This is a genomic window from Ruegeria sp. YKSF131, from assembly GCF_059612645.1.
This window is the reverse complement of record NZ_JBXWQZ010000046.1, coordinates 13,620-37,265: the sequence shown is the minus strand read 5'-3', so window position 1 is coordinate 37,265 and position 23,646 is coordinate 13,620. Positions and strand designations below refer to the sequence as shown.

General features: G+C 57.5%; 24 protein-coding genes. 16 read left to right on the top strand and 8 right to left on the bottom strand.

The window, feature by feature from the left end; all coding sequences use genetic code 11:
• Nucleotides 1–122 precede the first annotated feature (122 nt).
• Nucleotides 123–1,442: a tRNA (N6-isopentenyl adenosine(37)-C2)-methylthiotransferase MiaB gene (gene miaB, locus AC2FLZ_RS15655; RefSeq protein ID WP_480554536.1), complete on the bottom strand. Its 1,320-nt coding sequence runs from the start codon at nucleotides 1,440–1,442 to the stop codon at nucleotides 123–125.
• Nucleotides 1,443–1,564: 122 nt separating this feature from the next.
• Between miaB and AC2FLZ_RS15650 the strand changes: the two genes are divergently transcribed.
• A complete protein-coding gene (locus AC2FLZ_RS15650; protein ID WP_480473795.1) occupies nucleotides 1,565–2,428 on the top strand; it encodes a hypothetical protein in 864 nt (287 codons plus the stop codon).
• 6 nt (nucleotides 2,429–2,434) lie between these two features.
• Here the strand turns inward: AC2FLZ_RS15650 and AC2FLZ_RS15645 are convergent, their stop codons facing one another.
• A complete protein-coding gene (locus AC2FLZ_RS15645; protein WP_496882380.1) occupies nucleotides 2,435–3,232 on the bottom strand; it encodes a phytanoyl-CoA dioxygenase family protein in 798 nt (265 codons plus the stop codon).
• Nucleotides 3,233–3,315: 83 nt separating this feature from the next.
• Here AC2FLZ_RS15645 and AC2FLZ_RS15640 point away from each other — a divergent pair, with 83 nt between their 5' ends.
• The gene (locus AC2FLZ_RS15640; protein ID WP_480473797.1) at nucleotides 3,316–4,239 is read left to right on the top strand and encodes a LysR family transcriptional regulator; all 924 of its coding nucleotides are present in this window, start codon (nucleotides 3,316–3,318) and stop codon (nucleotides 4,237–4,239) included.
• Here AC2FLZ_RS15640 and irrA read toward each other — a convergent pair.
• Nucleotides 4,217–4,633 carry an iron response transcriptional regulator IrrA gene (gene irrA, locus AC2FLZ_RS15635; RefSeq protein WP_267366106.1) on the bottom strand — a complete coding sequence of 139 codons (417 nt, stop codon included), beginning with the start codon at nucleotides 4,631–4,633 and terminating at the stop codon, nucleotides 4,217–4,219. The two genes, AC2FLZ_RS15640 and irrA, sit on opposite strands and share 23 nt — an antisense overlap.
• A gap of 188 nt (nucleotides 4,634–4,821) precedes the next feature.
• On the opposite strand from irrA, the gene fabA reads away from it, so the two are divergent.
• The 4 genes from fabA to AC2FLZ_RS15615 are packed head-to-tail and all read left to right on the top strand — an operon-like array spanning nucleotide 4,822 to nucleotide 7,627.
• Nucleotides 4,822–5,331 (top strand): bifunctional 3-hydroxydecanoyl-ACP dehydratase/trans-2-decenoyl-ACP isomerase, encoded by a 510-nt coding sequence (gene fabA, locus AC2FLZ_RS15630; protein WP_209598228.1) that lies wholly within the window; start codon nucleotides 4,822–4,824, stop codon nucleotides 5,329–5,331.
• A gap of 31 nt (nucleotides 5,332–5,362) precedes the next feature.
• Nucleotides 5,363–6,592 carry a beta-ketoacyl-ACP synthase I gene (gene fabB, locus AC2FLZ_RS15625; protein WP_480518720.1) on the top strand — a complete coding sequence of 410 codons (1,230 nt, stop codon included), beginning with the start codon at nucleotides 5,363–5,365 and terminating at the stop codon, nucleotides 6,590–6,592.
• 5 nt (nucleotides 6,593–6,597) lie between these two features.
• Nucleotides 6,598–7,389 carry an enoyl-ACP reductase FabI gene (locus AC2FLZ_RS15620; RefSeq protein ID WP_267366101.1) on the top strand — a complete coding sequence of 264 codons (792 nt, stop codon included), beginning with the start codon at nucleotides 6,598–6,600 and terminating at the stop codon, nucleotides 7,387–7,389.
• Nucleotides 7,390–7,447: 58 nt separating this feature from the next.
• Nucleotides 7,448–7,627, top strand: a complete 180-nt coding sequence (locus AC2FLZ_RS15615; RefSeq protein WP_267366102.1) for a hypothetical protein — start codon at nucleotides 7,448–7,450, stop codon at nucleotides 7,625–7,627.
• A gap of 33 nt (nucleotides 7,628–7,660) precedes the next feature.
• Here the strand turns inward: AC2FLZ_RS15615 and AC2FLZ_RS15610 are convergent, their stop codons facing one another.
• Nucleotides 7,661–8,089, bottom strand: a complete 429-nt coding sequence (locus tag AC2FLZ_RS15610; RefSeq protein WP_480554540.1) for an FKBP-type peptidyl-prolyl cis-trans isomerase — start codon at nucleotides 8,087–8,089, stop codon at nucleotides 7,661–7,663.
• Nucleotides 8,090–8,214: 125 nt separating this feature from the next.
• Between AC2FLZ_RS15610 and AC2FLZ_RS15605 the strand changes: the two genes are divergently transcribed.
• From AC2FLZ_RS15605 to AC2FLZ_RS15565, 9 genes are all read left to right on the top strand, one after another.
• The gene (locus AC2FLZ_RS15605) at nucleotides 8,215–8,901 is read left to right on the top strand and encodes a haloacid dehalogenase type II (RefSeq protein ID WP_480518718.1); all 687 of its coding nucleotides are present in this window, start codon (nucleotides 8,215–8,217) and stop codon (nucleotides 8,899–8,901) included.
• Nucleotides 8,901–9,731 (top strand): alpha/beta fold hydrolase, encoded by an 831-nt coding sequence (locus AC2FLZ_RS15600; RefSeq protein WP_480622810.1) that lies wholly within the window; start codon nucleotides 8,901–8,903, stop codon nucleotides 9,729–9,731. The genes AC2FLZ_RS15605 and AC2FLZ_RS15600 overlap by 1 nt, the downstream gene beginning before the upstream one ends.
• On the top strand, nucleotides 9,728–10,702 hold the full coding sequence (locus AC2FLZ_RS15595) for a threonine ammonia-lyase (protein ID WP_480518713.1): 975 nt from the start codon (nucleotides 9,728–9,730) through the stop codon (nucleotides 10,700–10,702). Before AC2FLZ_RS15600 ends, AC2FLZ_RS15595 begins: the two co-directional genes overlap by 4 nt.
• A gap of 60 nt (nucleotides 10,703–10,762) precedes the next feature.
• Nucleotides 10,763–11,551, top strand: coding sequence for a 3-oxoadipate enol-lactonase (pcaD, locus tag AC2FLZ_RS15590; RefSeq protein WP_496808814.1), 789 nt, complete (start codon nucleotides 10,763–10,765; stop codon nucleotides 11,549–11,551).
• Between the two features lie 12 nt (nucleotides 11,552–11,563).
• The gene (locus AC2FLZ_RS15585) at nucleotides 11,564–12,280 is read left to right on the top strand and encodes an alpha/beta fold hydrolase (RefSeq protein WP_480546291.1); all 717 of its coding nucleotides are present in this window, start codon (nucleotides 11,564–11,566) and stop codon (nucleotides 12,278–12,280) included.
• Between the two features lie 86 nt (nucleotides 12,281–12,366).
• Complete coding sequence (locus tag AC2FLZ_RS15580) at nucleotides 12,367–13,566, top strand: TCR/Tet family MFS transporter (RefSeq protein ID WP_480518707.1); 1,200 nt, start codon at nucleotides 12,367–12,369, stop codon at nucleotides 13,564–13,566.
• Between the two features lie 82 nt (nucleotides 13,567–13,648).
• The gene (locus AC2FLZ_RS15575; RefSeq protein WP_496882379.1) at nucleotides 13,649–14,743 is read left to right on the top strand and encodes a Zn-dependent alcohol dehydrogenase; all 1,095 of its coding nucleotides are present in this window, start codon (nucleotides 13,649–13,651) and stop codon (nucleotides 14,741–14,743) included.
• 23 nt (nucleotides 14,744–14,766) lie between these two features.
• Nucleotides 14,767–15,999, top strand: coding sequence for a mandelate racemase/muconate lactonizing enzyme family protein (locus AC2FLZ_RS15570; protein ID WP_480518703.1), 1,233 nt, complete (start codon nucleotides 14,767–14,769; stop codon nucleotides 15,997–15,999).
• 111 nt (nucleotides 16,000–16,110) lie between these two features.
• Nucleotides 16,111–16,398 (top strand): ArsR/SmtB family transcription factor, encoded by a 288-nt coding sequence (locus tag AC2FLZ_RS15565; protein ID WP_480473809.1) that lies wholly within the window; start codon nucleotides 16,111–16,113, stop codon nucleotides 16,396–16,398.
• A gap of 6 nt (nucleotides 16,399–16,404) precedes the next feature.
• Here the strand turns inward: AC2FLZ_RS15565 and AC2FLZ_RS15560 are convergent, their stop codons facing one another.
• Entirely contained in the window at nucleotides 16,405–19,401 is a 2,997-nt protein-coding gene (locus AC2FLZ_RS15560; RefSeq protein WP_496882382.1) for a cyclic nucleotide-binding domain-containing protein, read from the bottom strand.
• 244 nt (nucleotides 19,402–19,645) lie between these two features.
• Between AC2FLZ_RS15560 and AC2FLZ_RS15555 the strand changes: the two genes are divergently transcribed.
• Nucleotides 19,646–20,008, top strand: coding sequence for a DUF3307 domain-containing protein (locus tag AC2FLZ_RS15555; protein WP_480473810.1), 363 nt, complete (start codon nucleotides 19,646–19,648; stop codon nucleotides 20,006–20,008).
• A 121-nt stretch (nucleotides 20,009–20,129) separates the two neighbouring features.
• Here AC2FLZ_RS15555 and AC2FLZ_RS15550 read toward each other — a convergent pair whose 3' ends face one another.
• Genes AC2FLZ_RS15550 through AC2FLZ_RS15540 form a run of 3 tightly spaced genes read right to left on the bottom strand, consistent with a single transcriptional unit; the run spans nucleotide 20,130 to nucleotide 23,644 of the window.
• On the bottom strand, nucleotides 20,130–21,434 hold the full coding sequence (locus tag AC2FLZ_RS15550) for an NAD(P)/FAD-dependent oxidoreductase (RefSeq protein ID WP_480605098.1): 1,305 nt from the start codon (nucleotides 21,432–21,434) through the stop codon (nucleotides 20,130–20,132).
• A complete protein-coding gene (locus AC2FLZ_RS15545) occupies nucleotides 21,431–22,105 on the bottom strand; it encodes a TetR/AcrR family transcriptional regulator (RefSeq protein ID WP_480473812.1) in 675 nt (224 codons plus the stop codon). The genes AC2FLZ_RS15550 and AC2FLZ_RS15545 overlap by 4 nt, the downstream gene beginning before the upstream one ends.
• Entirely contained in the window at nucleotides 22,106–23,644 is a 1,539-nt protein-coding gene (locus AC2FLZ_RS15540) for a trimethylamine methyltransferase family protein (RefSeq protein ID WP_496808811.1), read from the bottom strand.
• Between the last annotated feature and the right edge of the window lie 2 nt (nucleotides 23,645–23,646).

Sequence of the window (23,646 nt, the reverse complement as noted above, 5' to 3'; positions counted from 1 at the left end):
GGCGCAAATCCTTGCGCCCCGAAAACCATGGCTCCTCTCGGAGCATAGTTCCAAACAATAAATCAAGGGTAAATTTTGGAAACAAACACCAACTATGGTGTCCGGGAGGTGTAAACACCGATCTACAGCAACTCACCGGCCAGAGAATTCGCCCCCGACGCAGTGATCCGGACCTCTCTCAAGTCACCCGTGGCGATCTCTGGTCCTTTTACGTGCACCGAATGCAGGTATTCGGACTTTCCAACCATCTGTTCGGGCAGGCGACCCGGTTTTTCGAAAAGAACGCGGACTGTGCGTCCAACCATACCGTCCTGAATTTCCCGCTGATGACGCGTGATCAAGGCCTGAAGCCGCTGCAACCGTTCATCTGACACTGCCGGATCAACCTGGGCTCGTTCAGCCGCTGGGGTTCCCGGACGTGTGGAGTATTTGAAGGAATAGGCGTAGCCGTATTTGACCTCTTCGACCAAATCCATCGTGGCCTGAAAATCATCTTCGGTTTCTTCGGGGAAACCAACGATGAAGTCTCCCGACATCACGATATCAGGCCGCGCCGCGCGAATGCGTTCGACCAGCCGCAGATAGCTTTCCGCCGTATGGCTGCGGTTCATCCGCTTGAGGATACGGTCCGAACCCGACTGAACCGGCAAGTGTAGATAGGGCATCAGCTTGTCACAGGTGCCATGCGCCTCGATCAGGTCGTCGGCCATGTCGTTCGGGTGCGAGGTCGTAAAGCGGATGCGTTCCAGCCCGTCGACCTTGTTCAATTCCCAGATCAAGCCGGCAAGTGTAATGTCACCATTTGCCCCGGCACCGTGATAGGCGTTGACGTTTTGGCCCAGCAACGTGATCTCGCGCACCCCGCGCTCGACCAGATCATTGGCTTCGCGGATGATGCGATCCGCTGGACGGCTGACTTCAGCACCGCGCGTATAAGGAACCACGCAGAAGGCGCAGAATTTATCACAGCCCTCCTGAACAGTCAGAAACGCCGTCGGGCCGCGCTTGGCCTTGGGGCGGTTTTTCAGTTTTTCGAACTTGTCCTCTTCGGGGAAATCCGTGTCCAGCGCCTTTTCGCCCGCTCGGGTCTTTGCCTCCATCTCGGGCAGGCGGTGATAGCTTTGCGGACCGACCACCAGATCAACCAGCGGCTGGCGGCGCATGATCTCTTCGCCTTCAGCCTGAGCGACACAGCCCGCCACGCCGATTTTCAAATCAGGCTTCTCGGCCTTCAGACCCTTGAAGCGCCCCAGTTCGGAATACACTTTCTCTGCCGCTTTCTCGCGGATGTGGCAGGTGTTCAGCAGGATCATATCCGCATCTTCGGGGGTCTGGGTTTCAACATAACCCTGCCCGCCCAGCGCCTCGGACATGCGTTCGCTGTCATAGACATTCATCTGACAGCCATAGGTCTTGATAAACAGCTTCTTCGGTTCGGACATGAGACGGGCCTTTGCATTCGCTGGACCGGCGTCGTCTATCTGCTTCGAACGCCGCTTGCAATGCGGGCGCAATTACCCGAATTTGGCGGAACTTTCCAGCAAGACAAAACCGAAAACAGCCGATGCAATACGATTCCCTCGACCATTTCCTGAAAGCCGGGCAGCCCGCAATGGCGCAAGGCCCCGTTGCGATGGTCTTTGCCGAGGACGAGGTCGAGTTGGAAAGCACTCTGCATCACCATCTGAAGCTAGGGTTCAAATCCGTTATCGCCTTCATGCCTCAGGAGTTCCGACTAGAGCCCGCGTTGACCGACCGAGTGCATCGGGTCACCTTGAAATGCGTTCCCCGAACGGTGGTTTTCGATACCCTGAACAGAATAATTCAGGCCGCACCCGGCATCTGGATGTATTACTGCTATAACGCCGAATACCTGTTCTTTCCGTTTTGCGAAACGCGCAGCATTGGCGAAATGCTGGCCTTTCACAGCGAAGAACGCCGCAATGCGATGCTGAGCTACGTCATCGACCTTTATGCCGAGGACCTGACCGCTTTTCCCAACGGTGTCGCCCCCGAACAGGCTTTGTTCGACAAAACGGGTTACTATGCCCAATCACGCCACGACCCTGATGGCCAACCACTGGACCGTCAGGTGGACCTGTCAGGTGGCTTGCGCTGGCGGTTCGAGGATCACATTCCCTATGAACGCCGTCGCATCGACCGCATCGCCCTGTTCAAGGCGCAAAAGGGCCTGATCCTGAAATCCGACCACACGTTCAATGAGCCGGAATACAATACCTATTCCTGCCCATGGCATCACAACGTGACCGCGGCTATCTGTTCCTTCCGCGCCGCGAAGGCGCTCAAAACAAATGCCGGGTCGACTTTTGACATTCCAAGTTTTAGCTGGCGCAACTCCGTGCCTTTTGAATGGCACTCGCGGCAGCTGCTGGATCTGGGCCTGATCGAATCAGGCCAATGGTTCTGAAGCGCCTCAGCGCTGAAACAGGACCGGAAACCAGTCTTCTCGCAGACGCTGCCCCGGCGTCATGTCATGGCCGGGAAACGGTGGAGAGGTTCTGCCTGGACGCTCTACATACCTTGCGTCATCGCCGACCAGCCGCAGAGAAAAGGCGCGGCGACGGCTGTCCGAGTGGTTTCCTCGCGCACCGTGAAGGGTGCGATAATTGAAGGCAACGGCGTCACCGGGGTCCATTTCGAATTCGACGACCTTCATGCCCTCGGCATCCGGGTCCGGTACGGGGATGTACTGGCCTTCATCCGGGAAAAAACCTTCCTCAGAAACCCAGCGGGTTGGCAGCACCTCTTTCTCCCACCGGTGAGAGCCCGCGACACAGCGCAACGTCGCCTGCCTGACCGGATCCAGCGGAGACCAGAAGCTGATGGTTTGCTGACCCTCAACGAAGTAATATGGGCCATCCTGATGCCAGGGCGTGGCCATGGATGTCCCGGGCTCTTTTACCAATACGTGGTCGTGAAACACCTGAACACTTTTCGACTGCATCAGGTCCGCTGCGACCTCGGCCGCGGGCGAGTTTTCGATCACCTCGCGGAACTGCGGGATGCGGGTCCAGTTGCAATAATCGTCAAAGAACAGACCCGTTTGACCCTCTTTCTTGTTTTCTGATGCATACGGGCCAGGCTCTGCCATATTCGCGGCAATGCCGTCGCGCAGTTGATCCACAAAATCTGCAAACAGCCCTTTGATCAGAACGACGCCATCATCCTGATACGTTGTGATCATCTCTTGAGTTACAAGCGGGTGAGGCATCCGGGTCTCCATTCGTTTTCCAATCTTTTGCGTTGAAGGAGTGTTCTGTTCAAATCATATCTTTCGAAGTTATAATTAACTTTATGTTATACATTTCACTGCGTCAGTACGAATATGTTTGCGCGGTCGGGCGCCACGGCAGCCTGTCCGCAGCCGCACAATACCTGAATGTATCGCAACCGGCCCTGTCCACAGCCCTGACGCGTGTCGAAGCACATTTGGGACACCCGCTGTTTATCCGCCGCCGAGGCTCGGCCATGGCGCTGACGCCTCAGGGGCGAAAATTCATCGATCAGGCCGAGACCCTTCTGAAAGACGCAGCCCAAATCGAGTCATCAGAAACTCCATCGCCGGGCACGACACGTCTAAGACTGGGGTGTTTTACGGACCTCGCCCCCTTCCTGCTGGCACCCGCCCTGCACCATTTGCGCAATGCTTTTCCAAACATCGCTATCACTTACTTTGCCGCCTCCTTCGAAGGGCTGCTGAACAGATTGATTGATGGCCAGATCGATATTGCCATCACTTACGAGCTGACAATGGATGCGGGGTTCACACGAGCAAAACTGTTCGACAGTCGGCCAAAGGCCCTTATCCCCCCAGATCATCTATTGGCGACAGCGGGCACGGTCTCACTGGCTGACTTGGCTGCTCACCCGTTGATCCTGTCAACAGAAGGCTGGTCGGCACAACACATCCTCAGTCTCTTTCGGCGCAACGGTCTGCACCCGACTGTCGCACATAGGGCAGCATCGATCGAGATTCAGCGCAGTCTTGCCGCCCATGGCGAAGGGATCGGGATCAGCTATACCAGCCCGCTCAACGCGGTCAGTTATGACAACAGACGTCTTGTCAGTGTTCCGATCAGCAATCAGGACGCAACTGAATCCGTTGTTCTTGCGCGCCACGGAACAGGGCCCGCTGACGCGACCATTGATCAGGTTGAACGTTTGTTGTTGGCGAGTTTGAACGGCGGTGTTGGCGCTACTTTTTGCGCAGGCGAATGACAACGTCAACCGAGGCAATCTCGACCCCTTCGGGCGCTTCGGGCAGGCGCTGGATCACCAATTGGTCCGATGGCGCATCACTCAGGCGTGCCTCGTCTTCCCAATAAAAATGAGGGTGATCATGCGTGTTCGTGTCGAAATAGCTTTTTGACCCGTCCACAGTGATTTCCTGCAGAACGCCAGCGTCGCAAAACGCGCGCAGGGTATTGTAAACCGTCGCCAGTGATACAGCGTCACCATTCGCCTTGGCCGATTCAAACAGGCTCTCGGCGGTAACGTGACGATGGCGGCCATCGCCCACTAAAAGCTCGGCCAACGCCACACGCTGACGCGTCGGACGCAGGCCAGCGTTCACCAGCCAACCTGTAGCTATATCGCCGCTCTGCGGTGTCATTGATCCAATACCCATAGTGACTTCCATTATATATAGGAGCGCATGGTTGGCAATTTCAAATGAAATTCATTCGCAAAGAACGCGGTATACACAACATGATGTGGCCGCTGCTCTTGCAGGACCTTGCAAACGGGTGCTAGACGAGGCCAGATATTACGAACGGACCCACGGCAGGAGAGGCGGCAAGAATGGCCCAGTTCCCGAGCAGTTTTGACAAAGACGATCTGCTGAAATGCGCCCGCGGCGAATTATTTGGCCCCGGCAATGCACAATTGCCCGCCCCGCCAATGCTGATGATGGACCGGATCACCGACATCTCGGATGATGGTGGCCTGCACGGCAAAGGCCATGTGCTGGCCGAGTTCGATATCACCCCTGACCTTTGGTTCTTTGACTGCCATTTTCCAGGCAACCCGATTATGCCGGGTTGCCTTGGCCTTGACGGTCTATGGCAGCTGACCGGTTTCAACCTGGGTTGGCGTGGATGGCAAGGGCGCGGCATGGCCGTTGGCGTGGGCGAAGTGAAACTGACCGGTATGGTTCGTCCGGACCGCAAGATGCTAACGTATAAAATCGATTTCAAAAAAGCGATTCAGACACGTCGCCTGACCATGGGTGTGGCAGATGGAATCGTCGAAGCCGATGGCGAGATGATCTATGATGTCAAAGATATGAAGGTCGTTCTGTCCGAGGCCTGAGCCTGTACGACCCGAAATAAGGAGTGCGCACATGCGTCGAGTAGTCGTCACCGGTCTGGGGGTAGTGTCTTCGATCGGGAATAATGCCCAAGAGGTTCTGGCCTCGCTCAAAGCAGGTAAATCCGGGATCGAAGCCAGCGAACAGATGGCAGAACACGGGTTTCGCAGTCAGATCGCGGGAACGCTCAAGATTGACGTGGCTGAACACGTAGACAAACGCACCCTGCGCTTCATGGGTCCGGGCGCGGCTTACGCTCATATCGCCATGTCTCAGGCCATTGCAGATTCCGGTCTGACCGAGGACCAGGTAGTCAACCCGCGTACAGGTTTGGTGGCCGGATCCGGCGGCCCGTCGACAAGCGCGATGCTGACCGCGCATCAGACGGTTCTGAGCACCGGTGCAACCAAACGGATAGGGCCGTTCGCCGTGCCAAAATGTATGTGCTCGACAATTTCGGCAAACCTGGCGACCGCGTTCAAGATCAAGGGTATCAACTATTCGATCACCTCGGCCTGCTCGACCTCGCTGCATTGCATCGGCAACGCGGCCGAACAGATCATGCTGGGCAAACAGGACGTCATGTTTGCTGGCGGCGGCGAAGAACTGGACTGGACGCTTTCGTGTCTGTTCGATGCGATGGGCGCGATGTCGTCGAAATACAATGACACGCCCGAGAAAGCCTCGCGCGCGTTTGACGAAAACCGTGACGGGTTTGTGATTTCCGGTGGCGGCGGCATCCTCGTTCTGGAAGAGTTGGAGCACGCTCTGGCCCGCGGCGCAAAGATTTATGCCGAAGTCACCGGCTATGCTGCCACTTCGGATGGCCATGATATGGTGGCCCCTTCAGGTGAAGGCGGCGAGCGCGCGATGCGGCTGGCGCTGGACACACTGCCCGAAGGTCGCAAGGTCGGCTATATCAATGCACATGGGACCTCGACCCCTGTCGGTGACGTGGGCGAAGTAGAGGCTGTGCGCCGCATCTTCGGTGAAGGCAATGTACCGCCGATTTCCTCGACCAAATCAATGACTGGCCACGCGCAAGGCGCGGCAGGAGCGCTTGAGGCGATCTTCTGCTTACTCATGCTGGACAATGATTTCATTACGCCGTCGATCAATGTCGACACACTCGCCCAAGGCATCTTGCCCGGTGAAATTGCAACTGAAGTGGTTGAAAACGCAGGACTGGACAGTGTCATGACCAACAGCTTCGGCTTTGGCGGCACTAACGGGTCCATGATTCTGTCTAAGTATAACGGGTGAAAGTGATGTCGGATCTTCTCAAAGGTAAACGCGGCCTGATCATGGGCGTGGCCAATGACCGCTCAATCGCGTGGGGCATTGCCAAGGCCATGCACGAGGCAGGCGCAGAACTGGCCTTCACCTATCAGGGCGAAGCGTTCGGCAAGCGGTTGGAACCTCTCGCTCAAAGCTTGGGCAGTGATTTCATGGTGGATGCCGATGTGACCGACGACGAGTCACTGGATCGCGCCTTTGGTGAGCTGGCTCAGCGTTGGCCCACCATCGACTTTGTTGTTCATGCCATTGCGTATTCGGATAAGTCCGAGCTGACAGGCCGGTTTCTGAATACCACGCGGGCGAACTTCAAACACTCGATGGACGTGTCGGCCTATTCTTTCATCGAGGTGGCGCGCCGCGCCTATCCGATGATGAAGGACAATGGGGGCTCGCTGCTGACGCTGACTTATCAGGGATCAAACCGGGTCGTACCGAACTACAACGTCATGGGTGTTGCCAAGGCTGCGCTGGAATCGGCGACCCGTTATCTGGCCAATGACCTTGGCCCGGATGGTATCCGCGTGAACGCAATCTCACCTGGGCCGATGAAAACCCTTGCCGGTGCGGCCATTGGCGGAGCGCGCAGGACATACAAGTTCTGTGATCAGAATGCGCCGATGCGTTCGAATGCCACACTGGAAGCTGTTGGCGGGACCGCAGTTTACCTGACATCTGATGCGGGTGCCTGCACGTCTGGTGAAATCATCCGAGTTGACGGTGGTTTCCACGTTCTGGGCATGCCACAACCCGATTTCATGTGACCATATCTTTCCCTGCCGCCGCCAAGATTTCACCATCTTTGGGCGGCAGGACTTCGATATGAGCAAGCTAGATCAAATCATTGCAAACAACGCACGGTCAGTGCAAAGCCGGAAGAAGTCCGGTTTCCTCAGCCAGCGGGCCAGAGTGCTGCTGCTCGCGCTGACTTCATTGCTGCTGGTGTTTGTCTTTTTCACCCAGCCACAGGTACGTGCAGCTGTTGAAGCTTTGATCGGCTGAAGTCCGTGCAGGATTTCCAACCCGAACTAAGTCTCAATTGATCGAGATGACTTCAATCTCAAACACCAGATCCTGTCCGGCCAACGGATGATTCCCATCCAGAGTTACAGTCGCTTCGTTGGCGTCCACAACTGTCACTGGTACGGCCTGACCGTCAGGTGTCTGCATCTGCAGTTGAGTGCCCGGATCTAGCGGAATATCCTCGGGAATACCCTCACGGGGGATTTCCTGACGCATCGCAGGATTGATCGGGCCGTAGGCGTCGGTACAGGCAATCTCGACCCGTTTCTTGTCACCTGCGGACAAACCGGGCATGGCACTGTCCAGACCGGGAATAATCTGGCCCGATCCAACCACGAACTCCAACGGATCGCGCCCATCCGAGCTGTCAAAGACTTTGCCATCCAGCAATGTCCCTGTGTAATGGATGCGAACCGTGTCGCCTTGCTTGATTTCGGTCATAGTGGCCTCCGGCCGTTTTAGGGGTTAAGCGGCCAACCCTAGAGATTGACACAAAGTTGTAAACCCTTGGCCCTTCCCCCCCATTCCGTGTTGTGCCAACCTGCGCGCAATCAAAGGAGGGTTATATGGCAGTCACGACCTGCGTGTTCGACGCCTACGGAACACTGTTTGATGTTGCGGCCGCCGCCCGGCAGGCGGCAAGCGAACCTGGATTCGAAGCACTGAAAGACAAATGGCCCGAGGTCGCGGGACATTGGCGCCTGAAGCAATTGCAATACACATGGCTGCGTGCAGTGGCTGATGCGCATGCGGACTTCTGGGATGTCACGCAGGACGGGCTGGACTGGGCGCTGGAAGCTGCAGGCCTGCAGGGCAACCCTGAACTGCGCCAACGCCTGCTGGATCTTTATTGGGAGTTGCAGGCCTATCCCGAAGTTCCTGCCATGTTGAAAACCCTCAAGGATGGCGGGATGCAGACTGCCATCCTGTCCAACGGATCACCGCCCATGCTGGACGGTGCTGTTCAGTCCGCCGGGATCGGCGATGTGCTGGATGACGTGCTGTCGGTCGAAAGCGTTGGGGTCTTCAAGCCCCATTCCCGTGTCTATGATCTGGTTCAGAACAGGTTTGACTGCGCCCGCGACGAAGTCTTGTTCGTCAGTTCAAACGGTTGGGATGCCGCAGGGGCCAGCGGTTATGGTTTTGTCACCGCCTGGGTCAATCGGATCGGGGAACCAATGGACCGGCTGCCGTGGACGCCAGCGCATGTTCTGTCTGATTTGACCACCATTCCCAAGCTGGCTGGTCTTTGATGTCAGACTTTACGACTTCGGACGGCAAGCGCATCTATTTCGAAGACCATGGATCGGGCACGCCGCTTTTGTGTCTGGCCGGATTGACCAGAAACAGCCGGGATTTTTCGTATTTCGCACCACATGCCACTGAGCTGCGCATGATTGCGATGGATTACAGGGGGCGCGGCCGCTCAGACTACGACCCCGATTTCATGAACTACAACATCTTTCGTGAATCCCATGACGCGATTGAACTGCTGGATTTTCTGGGCATCGAAAAAGCGGTCATTCTGGGCACCTCGCGGGGCGGGCTGATTGCCATGGCACTGGCAGCAAGCCACCCCGAACGCTTGGCCGGTTTGATTCTGAACGATGTGGGGCCCGTCATAGAGACGTCAGGCATCGCCAAGATCATGGCCTATGTGGGCGCACAACCCACCGCGAAAACCCATGACGAAGCTGCTGCCGCCCTGAAACATGTGATGGAGCCGCAGTTCCCCAGGGTTCCGTTGGAGATCTGGCGCAAACAGGCCGAAATTCAATACGAACAACAAAGGGACGGGCTGGCGCTGCGCTATGATCCGGCCCTGCGCAAGGCGCTTCTGGAACAGGCCGCGAGCGGTGCTATACCCGACTATTGGTTGTTTTTTGAAGCGCTGCGCAATATTCCATGCGGCGCGATCAGGGGCGCAAACTCGGACGTTTTGAGCGCAGAAACACTGGCTGAGATGCACCGGCGGCATCCCGGTCTGATCTCGGCCGAAGTACCGGATCGCGGGCATGTTCCGTTCTTGAATGAGCCGCAATCTCTGGATGTCATCAAAAAGGTATTGAAGAACGCTGCATGAGCACATTTGAAATGATCGAAGCCGCGGCCATACGGCTTAAAGGACATGTCCGCGAGACACCAATTCTGTCGTCGCCATTTCTTGACGCGATCGCCGGGCGCCGGATTTGGGTCAAGCCGGAATGCCTGCAACATACGGGCAGTTTCAAGTTTCGGGGAGCTTGGTCTGCCATATCCGCGCTGGACGAAGACACACGCCAGCGCGGCGTGATTGCATATTCTTCGGGCAATCACGCACAAGGCGTTGCGATGGCGGCGGCGAAACACGGTATTGCTTCTGTCATTGTCATGCCGTCGGACGCGCCACACCTGAAAATCGAAAACACCCGCGCGCTTGGAGGTGAGGTCGTTCTTTACGACCGCGCAAACGAAAGCCGTGAAGAGATCGGGGAGACCATCGCCGCCGAACGCGGGCTGACTCTGATCCGGCCATATGACGAACCTCAGGTGATTGCCGGGCAAGGTACCACCGGCTTGGAAATCGCCAGACAGGCCGCGAAACTTGGGTTATCTCAGGCGGATGTTCTGGTCTGTTGCGGCGGTGGCGGCCTCACCTCTGGCATTGCACTGGCATTGGAAAAACACGCCCCCGACCTAAGGGCACGCCCGTGCGAACCGGAAGGGTTCGATGACGTCAAACGATCACTGGCGACGGGACGGATTCAGAACAACAACGCGGCATCAGGCAATATTTGCGATGCTATCCTGACACCGCAACCCGGCGACATCACCTTTCCCATCCTAAACCGTCTTTGCGGGCCCGGTATTTCGGTGACCGAAGAAGAGGCCCTGCGGGCCATGGCACTTGCTTTCCTGCGCCTCAAGATCGTGCTGGAGCCCGGCGGCGCAGTCGCATTGGCCTCGGCCCTGTTCCGGGGCGACGAGATTGAGGGCGACGACGTGATCGTAGTCACATCGGGTGGTAACGTCGATCCGGATGTTTTTGCCAGGGCGTTGGAATTCCTGACCTGACAGGCACCCCAAACCTGTGCAAGTTGCACCTGGAACGCCGGGGCTGCAAGGACCTGAGTCATGATGATCGCTGATCTGGGCGACGTGAAACTGAACTACCGTGTCGATGGTGCGGCGGACGGCGCGCCACTGGTTTTTGCCAACTCATTGGGAACAAACCTGCACATATGGGACGCAGTGTTACCGCACCTGCCCAAAGGGTTGCGTATCATCCGGTATGACAAACGCGGGCATGGGCAATCATCGGTTCCACCGGCACCTTATTCTATGGGCGCCCTGATCCGCGATGCCGAGTCGCTGCTGGATCACCTGAAGGTTCGCGACTGCGTTTTTGTCGGCCTGTCCATTGGCGGGATGATCGCACAGGGGCTGGCCGTCAAACGTATGGATCAGATACGTGCGCAGGTTCTGTCGAACACCGCTGCCAAAATCGCCACACCCGCAGTCTGGCAGGATCGGATCGACGCTGTGCGTCGCGGCAGGATTGAAGCGGTGGCAGACGCCACGATGGAACGCTGGTTTTCCCGTGATTTCCGCGCAGCGCAAAACCACCTGCCATGGCGCGACATGATGATCAGCCAACCGCTTGACGGATATCTGGGCTGTTGCGCTGCTGTCGCCGGGACCGACTTCTATACACCCACAAGCGGCCTGCGCCTTCCCACGCTTGGCATCGCCGGAAGCGAGGACGGCTCGACCCCGCCCGATCTGGTGCGCGAAACTGTCGACCTGATCCCCGGATCGCGGTTCGAACTGATCCGCAGAGCTGGCCATTTGCCCTGCGTCGAGAAACCCGCAGAATACGCAGCAATCCTGACCCGGTTTCTGACCGATATCGGGCATATCTGAAGGAGAACAGCGATGGCGTCTTTCCTGTTGGTCCATGGCTCCTGCCACGGAGCCTGGTGCTGGCGCGACCTGATCCCCGCGCTGGAAGCTTTGGGACATTCGGCCCGGGCCATCGACTTGCCCAGCCATGGTGCAGATCCAACGCCGGTGTCCGAGGTGACGCTGGAAAATTGCCGCGATGCCGTTCTGAACGCCTGTACGCCCGATACGATTGTCGTGGGTCACTCGTGGGGCGGGTATCCGATCAGCGCCGCCGCCGAAGCTCGACCGGACGCCATGCGCGCCCTGATCTTTCTGTGCGCCTACGTGCCTCACGATGGCCTTTCGCTGGCAGAAATGCGCAGACGCGGCCCGCAGCAGACAATTGCCCACGCGATTGACAAATCGTCTGACGGGCTGTCTTACACCGTGTCGGTAGATGCCATCCCAAAGCTGTTCTACCACGATTGCCCTGACGATATCCTGCCTTACGCCTATGCGCGCCTGTGCCCACAGGCCATTCGCCCCCAGGAAACACCACTGCCGGTCGGCACGAATTTCAACGAAGTGCCCAAGGCCTATATCCGCACCACAGATGACCGAACGATCCCCGCGGAATATCAGGCGGACATGTGCGCGTTTATCCCGAAGGACCTGCGGCGAACCATCGACAGTTCGCATTCTCCGTTTTTCTCGCATCCACAGGAACTGGCCGGATTGCTGAGCGAATTGGCAAGCAAATTTGAGTGATGCGGCGGACTGCACGCAAAACTCTGTCTTCCCACATTCGGTGACTGTGCCTAGGGTGCCACGAACAGATCACCAGCCCGAGTTCCATGCGCCTGCCATCACTCTTCATCCTCAGCATCGTCATGATCGACGCAATGGGCATTGGTCTGGTTATGCCGATCATGCCGCAACTGATTGTTGATGTGCAGGGCAGTTCGCTTGCCAATGCGGCGATCTGGGGTGGAGTGCTGAGTACCGCTTTTGCGGCGATGCAATTCATCTTTGGTCCAATCCTTGGAAACCTGTCCGACGCCTATGGCCGCAGAACTGTGCTGCTGCTGTCGCTGTTCGTCATGGCGCTTGATTATATGGTTATGGCAGTGGCGGGCAGTATCTGGCTGTTGCTGGCCGGTCGTATTGTCGGCGGTATTACTGCAGCCACGCATTCCACCGCCGCCGCGTTCATGGCGGATATTTCCGATCCCAAGGACAAGGCCGCAAACTTTGGCCTGTTAGGGGCGGCCTTTGGCGTCGGATTTGTGCTCGGACCAGTGATCGGCGGGTTGCTCAGCGAATATGGAACCCGTGCCCCGTTTTGGGCTGCGGCAGGTCTGGTGGCACTGATCTTTGCCATCGGCTGCTTCGTGATGCCTGAAACCGTGACCGACAAGACCCGGCGCGCCTTCAACCTGCGCCGCGCCAACCCGGTGAATTCGCTGCGCGCCATTGCTGCACTGCCCGGTATCCGACCTATGCTGTGGGTCTACTTTCTGTATTCGGTCTCAATCTACGTCTACCCCGCTATCTGGTCCTTTTTCACCACCGAGCGGTTCGGATGGTCCCCTCAGATGATCGGCCTGTCACTGGGCGTCTATGGGATCGGCATGGCCGTTGTGCAGGGCGGCCTGATCCGCCCCGCAATCCGATTGTGCGGCGAACGGGGTGCCATCATCTACGGGATGGGTTTTGAAATTCTTAGTTTCGCAATTCTGGCCTTTCTGACCAACGGGTTCATTGCGCTTTTGTTCATCCCAATCACCGCAATCGGGGCAATCACCACACCGGCACTTCAGGCAATGATGTCCAAAGCGACACCAGATTCGCAGCAAGGGGAGTTGCAGGGCGTCCTCGCCGCGCTCCACGCGCTTTCGATGGTAATCTCGCCCCTGGTCATGACCAGCGTATTTGCGCAATTCATTCGCCCCGACACACCGCTGTACCTGCCGGGTGCTCCTTTCCTGCTGGCACTGGCGCTGATGCTGGCCGGGTTCGTTTTGTTTCGCCGGTCCCCGCCTGTCGTGGCTTAACAACGACACTTACATGGCGGTTTTCGCCTTGCGATCAACGCTTTCCCACGCCACCGTGGGGCCAACGGGAATGAGGGAAAACATGCAAACAATCAAAGCCGCAGTCTGCCGGGCATTCGGCGAACCCCTGGTTATCGAAGAGGTTCAGCTGGCGCCCCCCGGCACGGGCGAAGTCGAAGTGACGCTGGATGCAGTGGCCATCTGCCATTCAGATATATCCTATGCCGAAGGTGCCTGGGGAGGGTTCCTGCCCGCCGTTTACGGACACGAAGCCGCAGGTGTGATCTCCGCAGTTGGAGAGGCCGCCGGGGACTTCAGGGTTGGCGAACCTGTAGTTGTGACGCTGATCCGCGCGTGCGGGTCCTGCCCCACCTGTGCCGGAGGGCACCCGACAAATTGCGAAACACCTTACGACACCGTCAAAGGCCCGCTAAAAACGGCTGACGGCGATCCGCTGGAACAGGCCATGGCCTGCGGCGCGTTTGCCGAAAAAGTTGTGGTGAGCCATCGGCAGATCGTCAGGATACCCGAAAGCCTGCCCAAAGACCTGGCCAGCCTTCTGTCTTGCGGGGTGATCACCGGGGTCGGCGCTGCTGTAAACGCCGCCAATTTGCGTCCGGGTCAGGATGTCGTTGTCATCGGTGCGGGTGGTGTTGGCCTGAACGCCATTCAGGGCGCACGGATCGCAGGAGCACGACGGATCGTGGCCGTCGACATGACTGAAGAAAAGCTGGAAATCGCGAAGGAGTTCGGCGCGACCCATGGCGTGCTGGCCAGCCTGAAAGAACCCTGGAAGGCAGCGTTCAAAGCCCTTGGCGGACGCGGTGCCGATGCGGTTCTGATTACGGTCGGCGCAATCGCCGCCTATGATCAGGCCCCGCGTTATCTTGGCCGCGGCGGTAAGGCCATCATGATCGGAATGCCGCATTCGGGCGGCATGGCCAGCTATGAACCGGTTGTTCTGGCAGCCCTCGGCCAGGGTGTTGTCGGCTCGAAAATGGGTGATGTGGTTATTCAGCGGGACATCCCCTGGATGATCGACCTTTACGAGCAGGGTCGGTTGAAACTGGACGAGCTGATCTCGGGCCGCTGGTCGCTGGATCAGATCAACGAGGCCATTGCCGATACCAAAACCGGATCTGCCAAGCGCAACGTGATCCTGTTCGACAGAACCTGATCTCCCGGCTCGGAGGAACTGAGATGAAACTGCAGGATCTCGACATCATCGTCACCGCCCCACCCGCTCCGGGTTGGGGGGGGCGATACTGGATATTGGTCAAACTGACGACAGACACCGGCATAACCGGTTGGGGCGAATGCTATGCCTCGTCCGTCGGACCCGAGGCGATGCGCCACGTCATCCGGGATGTGTTCGAACGGCACATGCTGGGCGAGAACCCCGAAAACATCGAGCTTATGTTCCGCCGTGCCTATTCCAGCGGCTTCACGCAGCGCCCCGACCTGACGGTGATGGGCGCATTCTCGGGGTTGGAGATCGCCTGTTGGGATATTCTGGGCAAGGATCGCGACCGCCCGGTTTACGCCCTGTTGGGCGGCAAGGTGAACGAGCGAATTCGCTCCTACACTTACCTCTACCCTTTGCCGCATCACAATCTGACCGACTTCTGGACCTCTCCCGAACAAGCGGGTGAAACAGCCGCTGAAATGGTGCGACGCGGCTATACCGCTGTAAAATTCGACCCGGCGGGCCCTTATACAATCCATGGCGGCCACATGCCCGCGATGAGTGACATTTCCATGTCCGTCGCCTTTTGTAAGGCAATTCGCGAAGCCGTAGGGGACAAGGCCGACCTGCTGTTTGGCACACACGGGCAGTTCAACACGGCCGGTGCCATTAGGCTGGGGCAGGCGCTGGAACCATATCAGCCCCTATGGTTCGAAGAACCCACGCCACCTGATATGATCGAAGACATGGCCCGTGTCGCCCGCAACGTCCGTATCCCCATCGCCACCGGAGAGCGCATGACAACCAAGGCCGAGTTTGGAGCCGTTCTGCGCGCCGGGGCTGCGGAAATCCTACAACCGGCGCTGGGGCGAGCCGGAGGAATCTGGGAGATGAAGAAAGTCGCCGCTATAGCAGAGATATTCAATGCTCAGATGGCGCCACATCTTTATGCTGGACCGGTCGAATGGGCCGCCAATATCCACCTGGCCGCGTCGATCCCGAACCTGCTGTTGCTGGAAACCATTGAAACACCGTTCCACAACCAGCTGATCAAAGGTTCCATTCAGATAGAGGACGGCTTCGTGATCGCTCCGACAGCGCCAGGACTTGGGATCGATGTCGACGAAGACCTGGCCCGCGCGCACCCGTATGAAGGTCGCGGCTTGCACTTGCAGATGCAGGAAGAGCCGTGCGATTACGTTAATGGCAATGCTTTTCAGGGCGGTGCCCCTGCAACCGAGGGGTGACAACACAGACGGGTTTGAGGCATATTGACCCAAGATTAACGGCACAACGGTCAAAACGTGACACTCCTAGAAACCGAACCTCAGGCACACACCTCGGACACACCATCAGAAATGAAAGAAAATGCTGCCCGCGCGGCTGCATTTCTCAAGACACTGGCGCATGAAGGGCGCCTGATGATCCTGTGCCACCTTGGGAATGGCGAGAAATCGGTAGGCCAGCTTGAGGATTTGCTGCAATTGCGACAAGCCGCCGTCAGCCAAATGTTGGCCCGTCTGCGGGAGGAAGGATTTGTCACCACCCGAAGAGATGGCAAAACGATCTATTATTCGCTAAGCGATGGAAATGCAGCGCAGATGATCGGTCTGCTGTACGAGCTGTTTTGCGAGCCTGCCAGCTGATCACGCCTAATTGGACACGTAACCGGCGATCACCTGCATCAGCTTGAACGCGGTTGCCGCATCGTTTTCCACAACGGCCAGGAATTCTTCCTCACCGATCCTAAGGCAGGATAGTTGTGTTTCGGCTATCATGCTCAGCGCGCGTGGTTCTTTGCGGATCAGACCAAGTTCACCCACCAATGCGCCCGGCCCCACGGTGGTGATCAACTGATCGGGTCCATCTTCCTGTGGCAGGTACAGGCCTGCCTCTCCCTCCAGCACTACATAAGCCCCATCGGTGGGCTGATCATCTTTCAGGAACACCACCTGCCCAGGCTTGGCATCGAACCATTGCGCCCCAAAAGCCAGAAGGCGCAATTGCCTCCGGTCCAGACCCGAAAACAAGGGGGTCTGCTCCAGCGCGCGCAGTTTCCGCGCCAGGTCTGCTGAAGATGCGCTGTCTTTTCCCACGTCTACCGGTCCTCCATCCGAGACGACACGACCTTGCCGGATTTCCACGAACATGTCGAATACGTCCGGGTTTTCGAACTGGTCATTGAGGTAGAACACCGTGGCATCCGGCAGCAACTCGCGCAGCTTCTTGTAAACCGATACCTGCGTTTTCATGTCGTAACTGGCCAATGCCTGCTCCAGGATCAGGATATCTGGCTTCTTGATTGTCGCGCGGGTAAACGCCAGCGGTTCGGCAAAAACCGCCGGAAGGCTCTGCCCACCCAAAGCAACCGGAATGTCATAAATCAGCTCGACCACCAAAGGACGCGCGCCGTTCTCCTCCAACACGTCGACAATGACCTTGCGGGCCTCATCCGATCGCGCGCCGCCTATCTGGCTGACCTTGCCGAACAGCGCGTTTTCCATGACCGTCAATCCAGGCGCGAAATCTTCCGGATCCAGCGGAACAAATGCGTCCTTGAGGCTTTCCAACAGCTTATCCGAATGACTCTGCCTCAGTTCCAGAATGCGGTCTTTCAGCTCATCCGTGAAAGCCGGGCCAATCTGCTCAGCCGAGACGACGAAAGGCACGGCCAACATACTGGCCAGCTGTTCGTCATCCAGCCCTGATGTTCCCTCTTTGCGGGTCTGTTCAACCAGCTCCACAGCTGCCTCATAAGTCTTTGCATCAAGACCCAGCTTGCGGAACAACGGATGGTCGGTTCCGTCGAACCCGAAGATCTGTCGCAGCATCTCGATCACGTCACGGGTCAGGGCGATCAGCGTCTCATCCAGCCCCAGCTCTCGCAACTGCATGAGGAAAACCTTCTGCCGGGCAAGCAACGCCTGCGTCACCGGCACGCGGGGCGTCGCAAAAAGCAGGTTCTCGGCAACAGGCAGCGCCGGGTTGTAAGCATTCCGGTCGAATATCAGCGCCTGCTGCTCAAGACCCGCGTCATGGACCGCCTGCCGCACAAGCGGGCGCAGCTCGACCAGTTTCCTTGCCAGTTCGCAGTGTTCGGTCGCAACAAAGCTTTGTTCGGCACCGCGCCGAAACAAAGCTGCACCAGACCCCATTCCATCAATCAGCTGCAACCACCAGTCTCGCAACGCCGTCGCGTCTTCAAACCCGGCCAGCGCCGGGTCAAGCCATTCCACCCTGAACGGATCCATGCTGTTTCCTGCCCGCAAAGTCTCGGCAAAATCAGGGTCGTCTGAGGATTCAGCCAAGGGTTTGAATCGCATCGGCATCATCACGTTGTCACCCAACGTTCCCTGAAACATGACCGGGCGGGACGTTGCGTACCCGATACGCGCGGCCACAACGCCCTGATGCAGATCTGCCAGGTTCAGATCCCCAACCTGAACCGTGCCGGCAGCGGGCAAAATCTCGCGGGTCAGCAGCTCACCCATGGCGCGCCGATCCTCTTCACTGGGTGCGGCGATACCAATCGTCTTGCCACCGGGAAAAGTAAGATTCAGATCATCCAGCACCTGATTTCCGTCCATGTCGCGAACTGAAACGTGATTCAACACGATATCGCCGCTCAGGTGGGGGCGCTCTGCTGGTTCGCCCTCGAACAGCACTTCATCCTTCAATCCGGCCGGATCGAAACGGTCAACGACGATTTCCCAGCGCAACGACATGTCCTGGGTTTGGTTGTAATAGGTCAACAGCTCTTTCCAGGGTGAGCTCAGATCCTTGTACGCCGCTAGCGCGGCAACCAATGCCCCCAGCGAAACCGAACCCTGCAACACCAGAAGGCCACCAATCAGGTAGAACATGAATGGTGTCAGCTGCGAGATGAAGTTGTTTATGAACTTCATAAAGAACTTCTTCTGGTAAATCTCAAAGCGGATCGTGAAAAGCCGCCCCAATTGATCGGAAACCATAGCCCTGCGATAGCGCCAACCGCCATTGCTGCGTAGGGTTGACGCCCCTGCCGCGTTTTCGCCGATCTGGGCAGCCAACGCCCGTACTTCCTGAATGCGTTTCTTGTTCAACAGGTTGATCTGACGTTGTAATTTGGGGATTAACCAGGCCTGTACCGGGATCAGGGCGACAGCGGCCAGCCCGAACCAAAAGCTTTGCAAGAACAAGAAAGAAAGGATGGTGATCATCTGACCGGCTTGCAGAACCGGCTGGCTGATCGCATCGCCCATCAGCCCCCCCATTGGTTCGCTTTCAGCCGTGATCATCGAGACCATTTCGCCTTGGCTGACCCGTTCGAAATAAGGTTGCGGAAAAAGAAGCGCGCGGCTGACCAGCTGATACCGAAACCGTCGCAGCATGCGTTCGCTCAGCACACCCTTCATGGTGTTGATGCGCATTTTCATCAGCCCGTGCGCCAGCACGGCAGCCAGGAAAGCAAAACACAAAATAATCAGGAAATTCGTCTGTGAAAGCGTATAACCCCAGACATCCACTTCGGCCGTTGTCGAACCGATTGCGTCGTTGATGATACGCTTGGGCAACTCCAGCGTAAGATAGAGCAACGGAAACAACGTCGCCGTCACAGCCAGCAGGATCAGCTGATCACGTTTGGAGTATTTCCAGATAAAGCGGAAAATCGTGCGTTCTATGGAACCTGCCCCTACTGCTGGCCGATAACACGGCCCGGACGCCGTGCGCCCAAATTCAACAGTTTGAATTTACTGCCATACTGACACGTTATGCAAATTTTTTCCCTCCTGAGAATTTTCTTTATCTTATGTGAACTAGTTCATTTACGCATGGCCGTGTTATTGCCTAAAGTCGGTTTTGAACGATATCGGGAGGGTTCTTTTGACTGCCAGTATTGGCGCAGTGCTACTTATGCTTTGCCTTTTACAGATTAAGCATATGTTCGCTGACTACTACCTCCAGACACCGAAGATGCTCTCTGGCAGAGGCGAGTATTTTCACTTGGGACGCGCGCAGCACGCAGCAGTTCATGTTGCGGGCTCTGTCATCGTGTTTGCCGCTTTCGGCGCGCCGCTTTTGTTTATCCTGATTGTCGAATTGCTTGAATGGGTTATTCACTTCAATATCGATTTCGTGAAAGCCAGCTATTCAGACAAGAAACAACTTGAGCCCACGCAGGCCGCATTCTGGCGTGCGGCTGGGCTGGATCAGTGCCTGCACAACCTGACCTATGTGGCGATGGTCTGGGCCTGGGTCACCTTCGCGGCAACGTAACTAACATCAGGGTATACTGTCCGTTTCGCAGCCTGGAAGCTATGCGCCGATCCTTCGGTCGGTCATAGCGAGGTAAGCTGTAAACCTGCCCCGCTCGACTTTGATTGTTGCAAAAAACCGACTAGCCCAGAACCGAAAAGCTGCTTTCCTCATTGATCGGGCGCTTGCGTGAGTAAAAGCCCACGTCGATGATCCGTTTGATATAAGGCAGTTCAAATTGCAGTGGTTCCGCGTCGTGGTCCGCTCCGCCTTCGCAATACGCGATCAGGGCCGCCATCATCTTACCCGCAATCGGTGCATTCTTGTACTGGTTCCCGCTGGACCCGCAGGCCATGTAAAACCCCGGCAAGCTGGATTTGTCATAGATCGGAATCCAGTCAGTAGAGGCATCGTAAAGGTCAACCACGCCCCGCGTTTTTGATGGAATACCAAGGCTGGGTACACGCTGCGCGTATCGCATGGCCTGTGTGGTCCATTGGTCCGTGAACTCTCGGTTATAGGTGACATCATCCTCGCACCATTGATGCGGATCGCATTCCGGGTCCTCAGATCCCACAAGGATGTGATTGCCGTGTTCCGGGCGGCAATAGCAGGCGATGTCGCTGTCCGAGACGATGGTTCCGTCGTTTTCAAAATCGAACCCCTCCGGGGCAGGGACATGCACGACCTCTTGCCGCAGGGGGCGGGTTTTGATGGTCATGTCGTCCAGAACGCCTGCCATCCCATTGATGATAGCCGAGCCCGGCCCGGCCACGTTCACGACAACCCTTGCGCGGATTTCTTCGCCCGAGGCCAGCTTGACTCCGGAAACGCGACCATCTTCGGTCAGGATCTCGGTAACTTCGGCACTGGTGCGGACCTCGGCCCCGTGCTGTTTGGCAGCATCCATCAGGTTTTGCGCCGACAAGGCCGGGTCGGTGACATATCCCGCCTGCGGCCAGTACACTCCACCCGTCATCTTTCGCCCGTTGGGCTGGCCGAATTCCGGGTCATCCATGCGGCGCGCCGGGGCAAAGCTGTCCAACGAATAAACCGGCAGGCGTTCAACCACTTTTTCCCCCGACCATTCTTCGAACGGGCAATCCAGTTCTGATGAATTGCGCATGTGCTTTTCCAGCATCCCGTTCGCCTCGGTCTTCATGACCAGGCAGCCGGTTTCCCTGAACTGAGCCAGATTGGCCCCCTCTGGCAGTCCAAGATAGTCAGCCCAGTCGCGCCAGTAATGATAGCCTTCCCAGGCAAACGCCGTTCCGTCGAAGGTGGAATAATGCATCCGGATGATCGCGCAGGACCCGGCGGTTGAACCGTGCCCAACCTGTGCGTTGCGATCCAGAGACAGGGTTTTCCAGCCCGCCTTGGACATTTCGAACGCGATGGCCGCGCCGATCACACCTGTGCCAATGATGATTGCGTCTGGTTGACTCATGTCGGGTCTCCTTTCCAGTAGCGCCGGGAATATGCGCTGAATTCTTCAACTTCTTCGGGTTTCGGTTCAACGCCCGTAAAGGCGTATAGGTAATGCGGCACCATCGAGATCCGCGTCTCGAAGGGTTCGTTCAATTGTGCCAGATCATATCCGATCTGCATGTAATACAGCACGCGCGCACGTGTTTCGGACTCGATCTCGGAATAGCCGTATCTGGCGAACATCGCGTGCAAAGCTTCAAGCCGCCGTGTGTCTGACTGGTCCAGCGCACGGCGTACTTTGCCCGATTTACGCGCCCAGTCGCGCACGGCAAAATCCAATGCGGTGTCAAACAAGTCCGTGTTGACGACACAACGATGCACATTGCAGACCGCGCCCGTTATCGTTTCGGCCGGCGCTTCTGCCTGTTTTACAAGCGCAACCGTATTGGTCGCCTGCCACCGCGCCAGCAGTGCATCCAAAAGTTCCTGTCTGGACTTGAAGTACCAGTAGAAGGATGAACGTGACACGGCCATCCGCTCGGCCAAGTTAAGAACCTTGATCTGGTCCACCCCGTCCGAAATCAGCACGTCCATCGCCACGTTCAGCCAGTCGTCGCGGGTGACCTTGACATTGCCGATCAGGGGCTCGGCCTCAGGATCATCGCGGTGAAGGATAGGTTTGTTGTTCATTCAACTCTCCGGTGGCGCCCCGCCCTCTGCGGTGCGACGTGCGATAAAGTCCTGCAAGGCACCAAAACGATCATTGTCTAAGGCAGGGGCCTTGAAATCGTTCAGGATACCCTGCCAAACCCCCGTTGCACGTTGGTTGGCATCTGTTGAACCGCGTTCGGTCCATGTGCCGAAATTGGCGTAGTCATGGACATGCGGTTGATAGAACTCGGTGATGTAGCGCTCCATCGTCTGGGGGCAGGCAAAGAAATGACCGCCAGGCGCGACCTCACTTAAAGCGGTATCAAAGCCAATCTCGGCGGACCCCGCCTGCGCGCCCGCGCAAAGCTCGGCCACCATGTTCAGCACCTCGGCATCGCAGACCAGCTTTTCGAAGGATACGGTCAACCCTCCTTCCAGCCAGCCCGCGGAATGAATGATCACAGTCGCCCCGGCCATCAGGCAACCCCAAAGGCCAAACTGGTTCTCATTCGCCGCTTGCACGTCGTTGCTGTTTGACGCTGACCCTGCCGCCGACCGCCAGGGCAGGCCAAGGTGACGCGCCAGTTGGCCTGCGGCCAGTGATGCCTGAAAATGCGAGGGCGTCCCGAATGCAGGTGCACCGGATTTCATGTCCACATTGCTGGTGAACGTGCCGTAACACACCGGAGCGCCCGGTCTGGCCAGCTGCGCCAAGGTCAGCGCGGCCAGCGTCTCGGCATGGGACAGGGTGATTGCCCCGGCCACGGTGATCGGCGCCATCGCCCCCATCAGGGTGAACGGTGTGATGATCGACATCTGACCGTGGCGCGCGAAGTCGATCAGGCCTTGCGCCATGGGAATGTCCAACGTGCGCGGGCTGTTTGTGTTGATGATCGTGTAACAATGCGCGTTGCCCCGGAACTCATCATCCGACAGACCTCGCGCCGTGGACAGCATCTCAAAGCAATCCATGACCTGCGGCGTACCGCGCGAGAAGAAGAACGGGAACTTGTCGGTCAGTTCCATCTGTGCCTGTGTCGTGAAGTAGTGGCGCAGATGCGTCGGTACATCCTGAGGTTCAACCTGAGGCGAGATCATCTGGAACACATCGAAATGATGGGTGAGCTTCAGAAACTCCAGATAATCCTGACCTGTCGCCGGGCGGCGACCACGTTCCAGATCGGTTGCGTTCGGCGCGCCTGCCCCCGGTTGAAACACCAGCGAACCCAGTTCCAGAGTGAAATCACGATGCCGCGAACCGGCGCTACAAGCGACAGATTTGGGGGCCGAGGCAACGGCAGCCTCAACCATCTCGCGCCCGATAAAGACCATCTCACTGTCTTCATCCACGCGCGCGCCACCCTGCTTGAACAGCTTGCGCGCCTCGGGAAGCAGGGTCTTTACACCCAACTCCTCGAGCGTACGCAACGCTGCCTCGTGCATGTCCGCAATCTGGTCAGCCGGGAACACCTCCATCAATGGGAAAGGGTTCCTAAGCTGGCGATAGTTCACGTCGCGGCTGGGCTGCGGGGCAGCCTCGCCCCCTCGCCTTCGGCGTCGTCGGTCCGGAGCGGCCATGA

Coding starts and splice junctions, on each gene's coding strand:
- miaB (WP_480554536.1), bottom strand. CDS start 1,442: ATGTCCGAACCGAAGAAGCTGTTTATCAAGACCTATGGCTGTCAGATG.
- AC2FLZ_RS15650 (WP_480473795.1), top strand. CDS start 1,565: ATGCAATACGATTCCCTCGACCATTTCCTGAAAGCCGGGCAGCCCGCA.
- AC2FLZ_RS15645 (WP_496882380.1), bottom strand. CDS start 3,232: ATGCCTCACCCGCTTGTAACTCAAGAGATGATCACAACGTATCAGGAT.
- AC2FLZ_RS15640 (WP_480473797.1), top strand. CDS start 3,316: ATGTTATACATTTCACTGCGTCAGTACGAATATGTTTGCGCGGTCGGG.
- irrA (WP_267366106.1), bottom strand. CDS start 4,633: ATGACACCGCAGAGCGGCGATATAGCTACAGGTTGGCTGGTGAACGCT.
- fabA (WP_209598228.1), top strand. CDS start 4,822: ATGGCCCAGTTCCCGAGCAGTTTTGACAAAGACGATCTGCTGAAATGC.
- fabB (WP_480518720.1), top strand. CDS start 5,363: ATGCGTCGAGTAGTCGTCACCGGTCTGGGGGTAGTGTCTTCGATCGGG.
- AC2FLZ_RS15620 (WP_267366101.1), top strand. CDS start 6,598: ATGTCGGATCTTCTCAAAGGTAAACGCGGCCTGATCATGGGCGTGGCC.
- AC2FLZ_RS15615 (WP_267366102.1), top strand. CDS start 7,448: ATGAGCAAGCTAGATCAAATCATTGCAAACAACGCACGGTCAGTGCAA.
- AC2FLZ_RS15610 (WP_480554540.1), bottom strand. CDS start 8,089: ATGACCGAAATCAAGCAAGGCGACACGGTTCGCATCCATTACACAGGG.
- AC2FLZ_RS15605 (WP_480518718.1), top strand. CDS start 8,215: ATGGCAGTCACGACCTGCGTGTTCGACGCCTACGGAACACTGTTTGAT.
- AC2FLZ_RS15600 (WP_480622810.1), top strand. CDS start 8,901: ATGTCAGACTTTACGACTTCGGACGGCAAGCGCATCTATTTCGAAGAC.
- AC2FLZ_RS15595 (WP_480518713.1), top strand. CDS start 9,728: ATGAGCACATTTGAAATGATCGAAGCCGCGGCCATACGGCTTAAAGGA.
- pcaD (WP_496808814.1), top strand. CDS start 10,763: ATGATGATCGCTGATCTGGGCGACGTGAAACTGAACTACCGTGTCGAT.
- AC2FLZ_RS15585 (WP_480546291.1), top strand. CDS start 11,564: ATGGCGTCTTTCCTGTTGGTCCATGGCTCCTGCCACGGAGCCTGGTGC.
- AC2FLZ_RS15580 (WP_480518707.1), top strand. CDS start 12,367: ATGCGCCTGCCATCACTCTTCATCCTCAGCATCGTCATGATCGACGCA.
- AC2FLZ_RS15575 (WP_496882379.1), top strand. CDS start 13,649: ATGCAAACAATCAAAGCCGCAGTCTGCCGGGCATTCGGCGAACCCCTG.
- AC2FLZ_RS15570 (WP_480518703.1), top strand. CDS start 14,767: ATGAAACTGCAGGATCTCGACATCATCGTCACCGCCCCACCCGCTCCG.
- AC2FLZ_RS15565 (WP_480473809.1), top strand. CDS start 16,111: ATGAAAGAAAATGCTGCCCGCGCGGCTGCATTTCTCAAGACACTGGCG.
- AC2FLZ_RS15555 (WP_480473810.1), top strand. CDS start 19,646: ATGCTTTGCCTTTTACAGATTAAGCATATGTTCGCTGACTACTACCTC.
- AC2FLZ_RS15550 (WP_480605098.1), bottom strand. CDS start 21,434: ATGAGTCAACCAGACGCAATCATCATTGGCACAGGTGTGATCGGCGCG.
- AC2FLZ_RS15545 (WP_480473812.1), bottom strand. CDS start 22,105: ATGAACAACAAACCTATCCTTCACCGCGATGATCCTGAGGCCGAGCCC.
- AC2FLZ_RS15540 (WP_496808811.1), bottom strand. CDS start 23,644: ATGGCCGCTCCGGACCGACGACGCCGAAGGCGAGGGGGCGAGGCTGCC.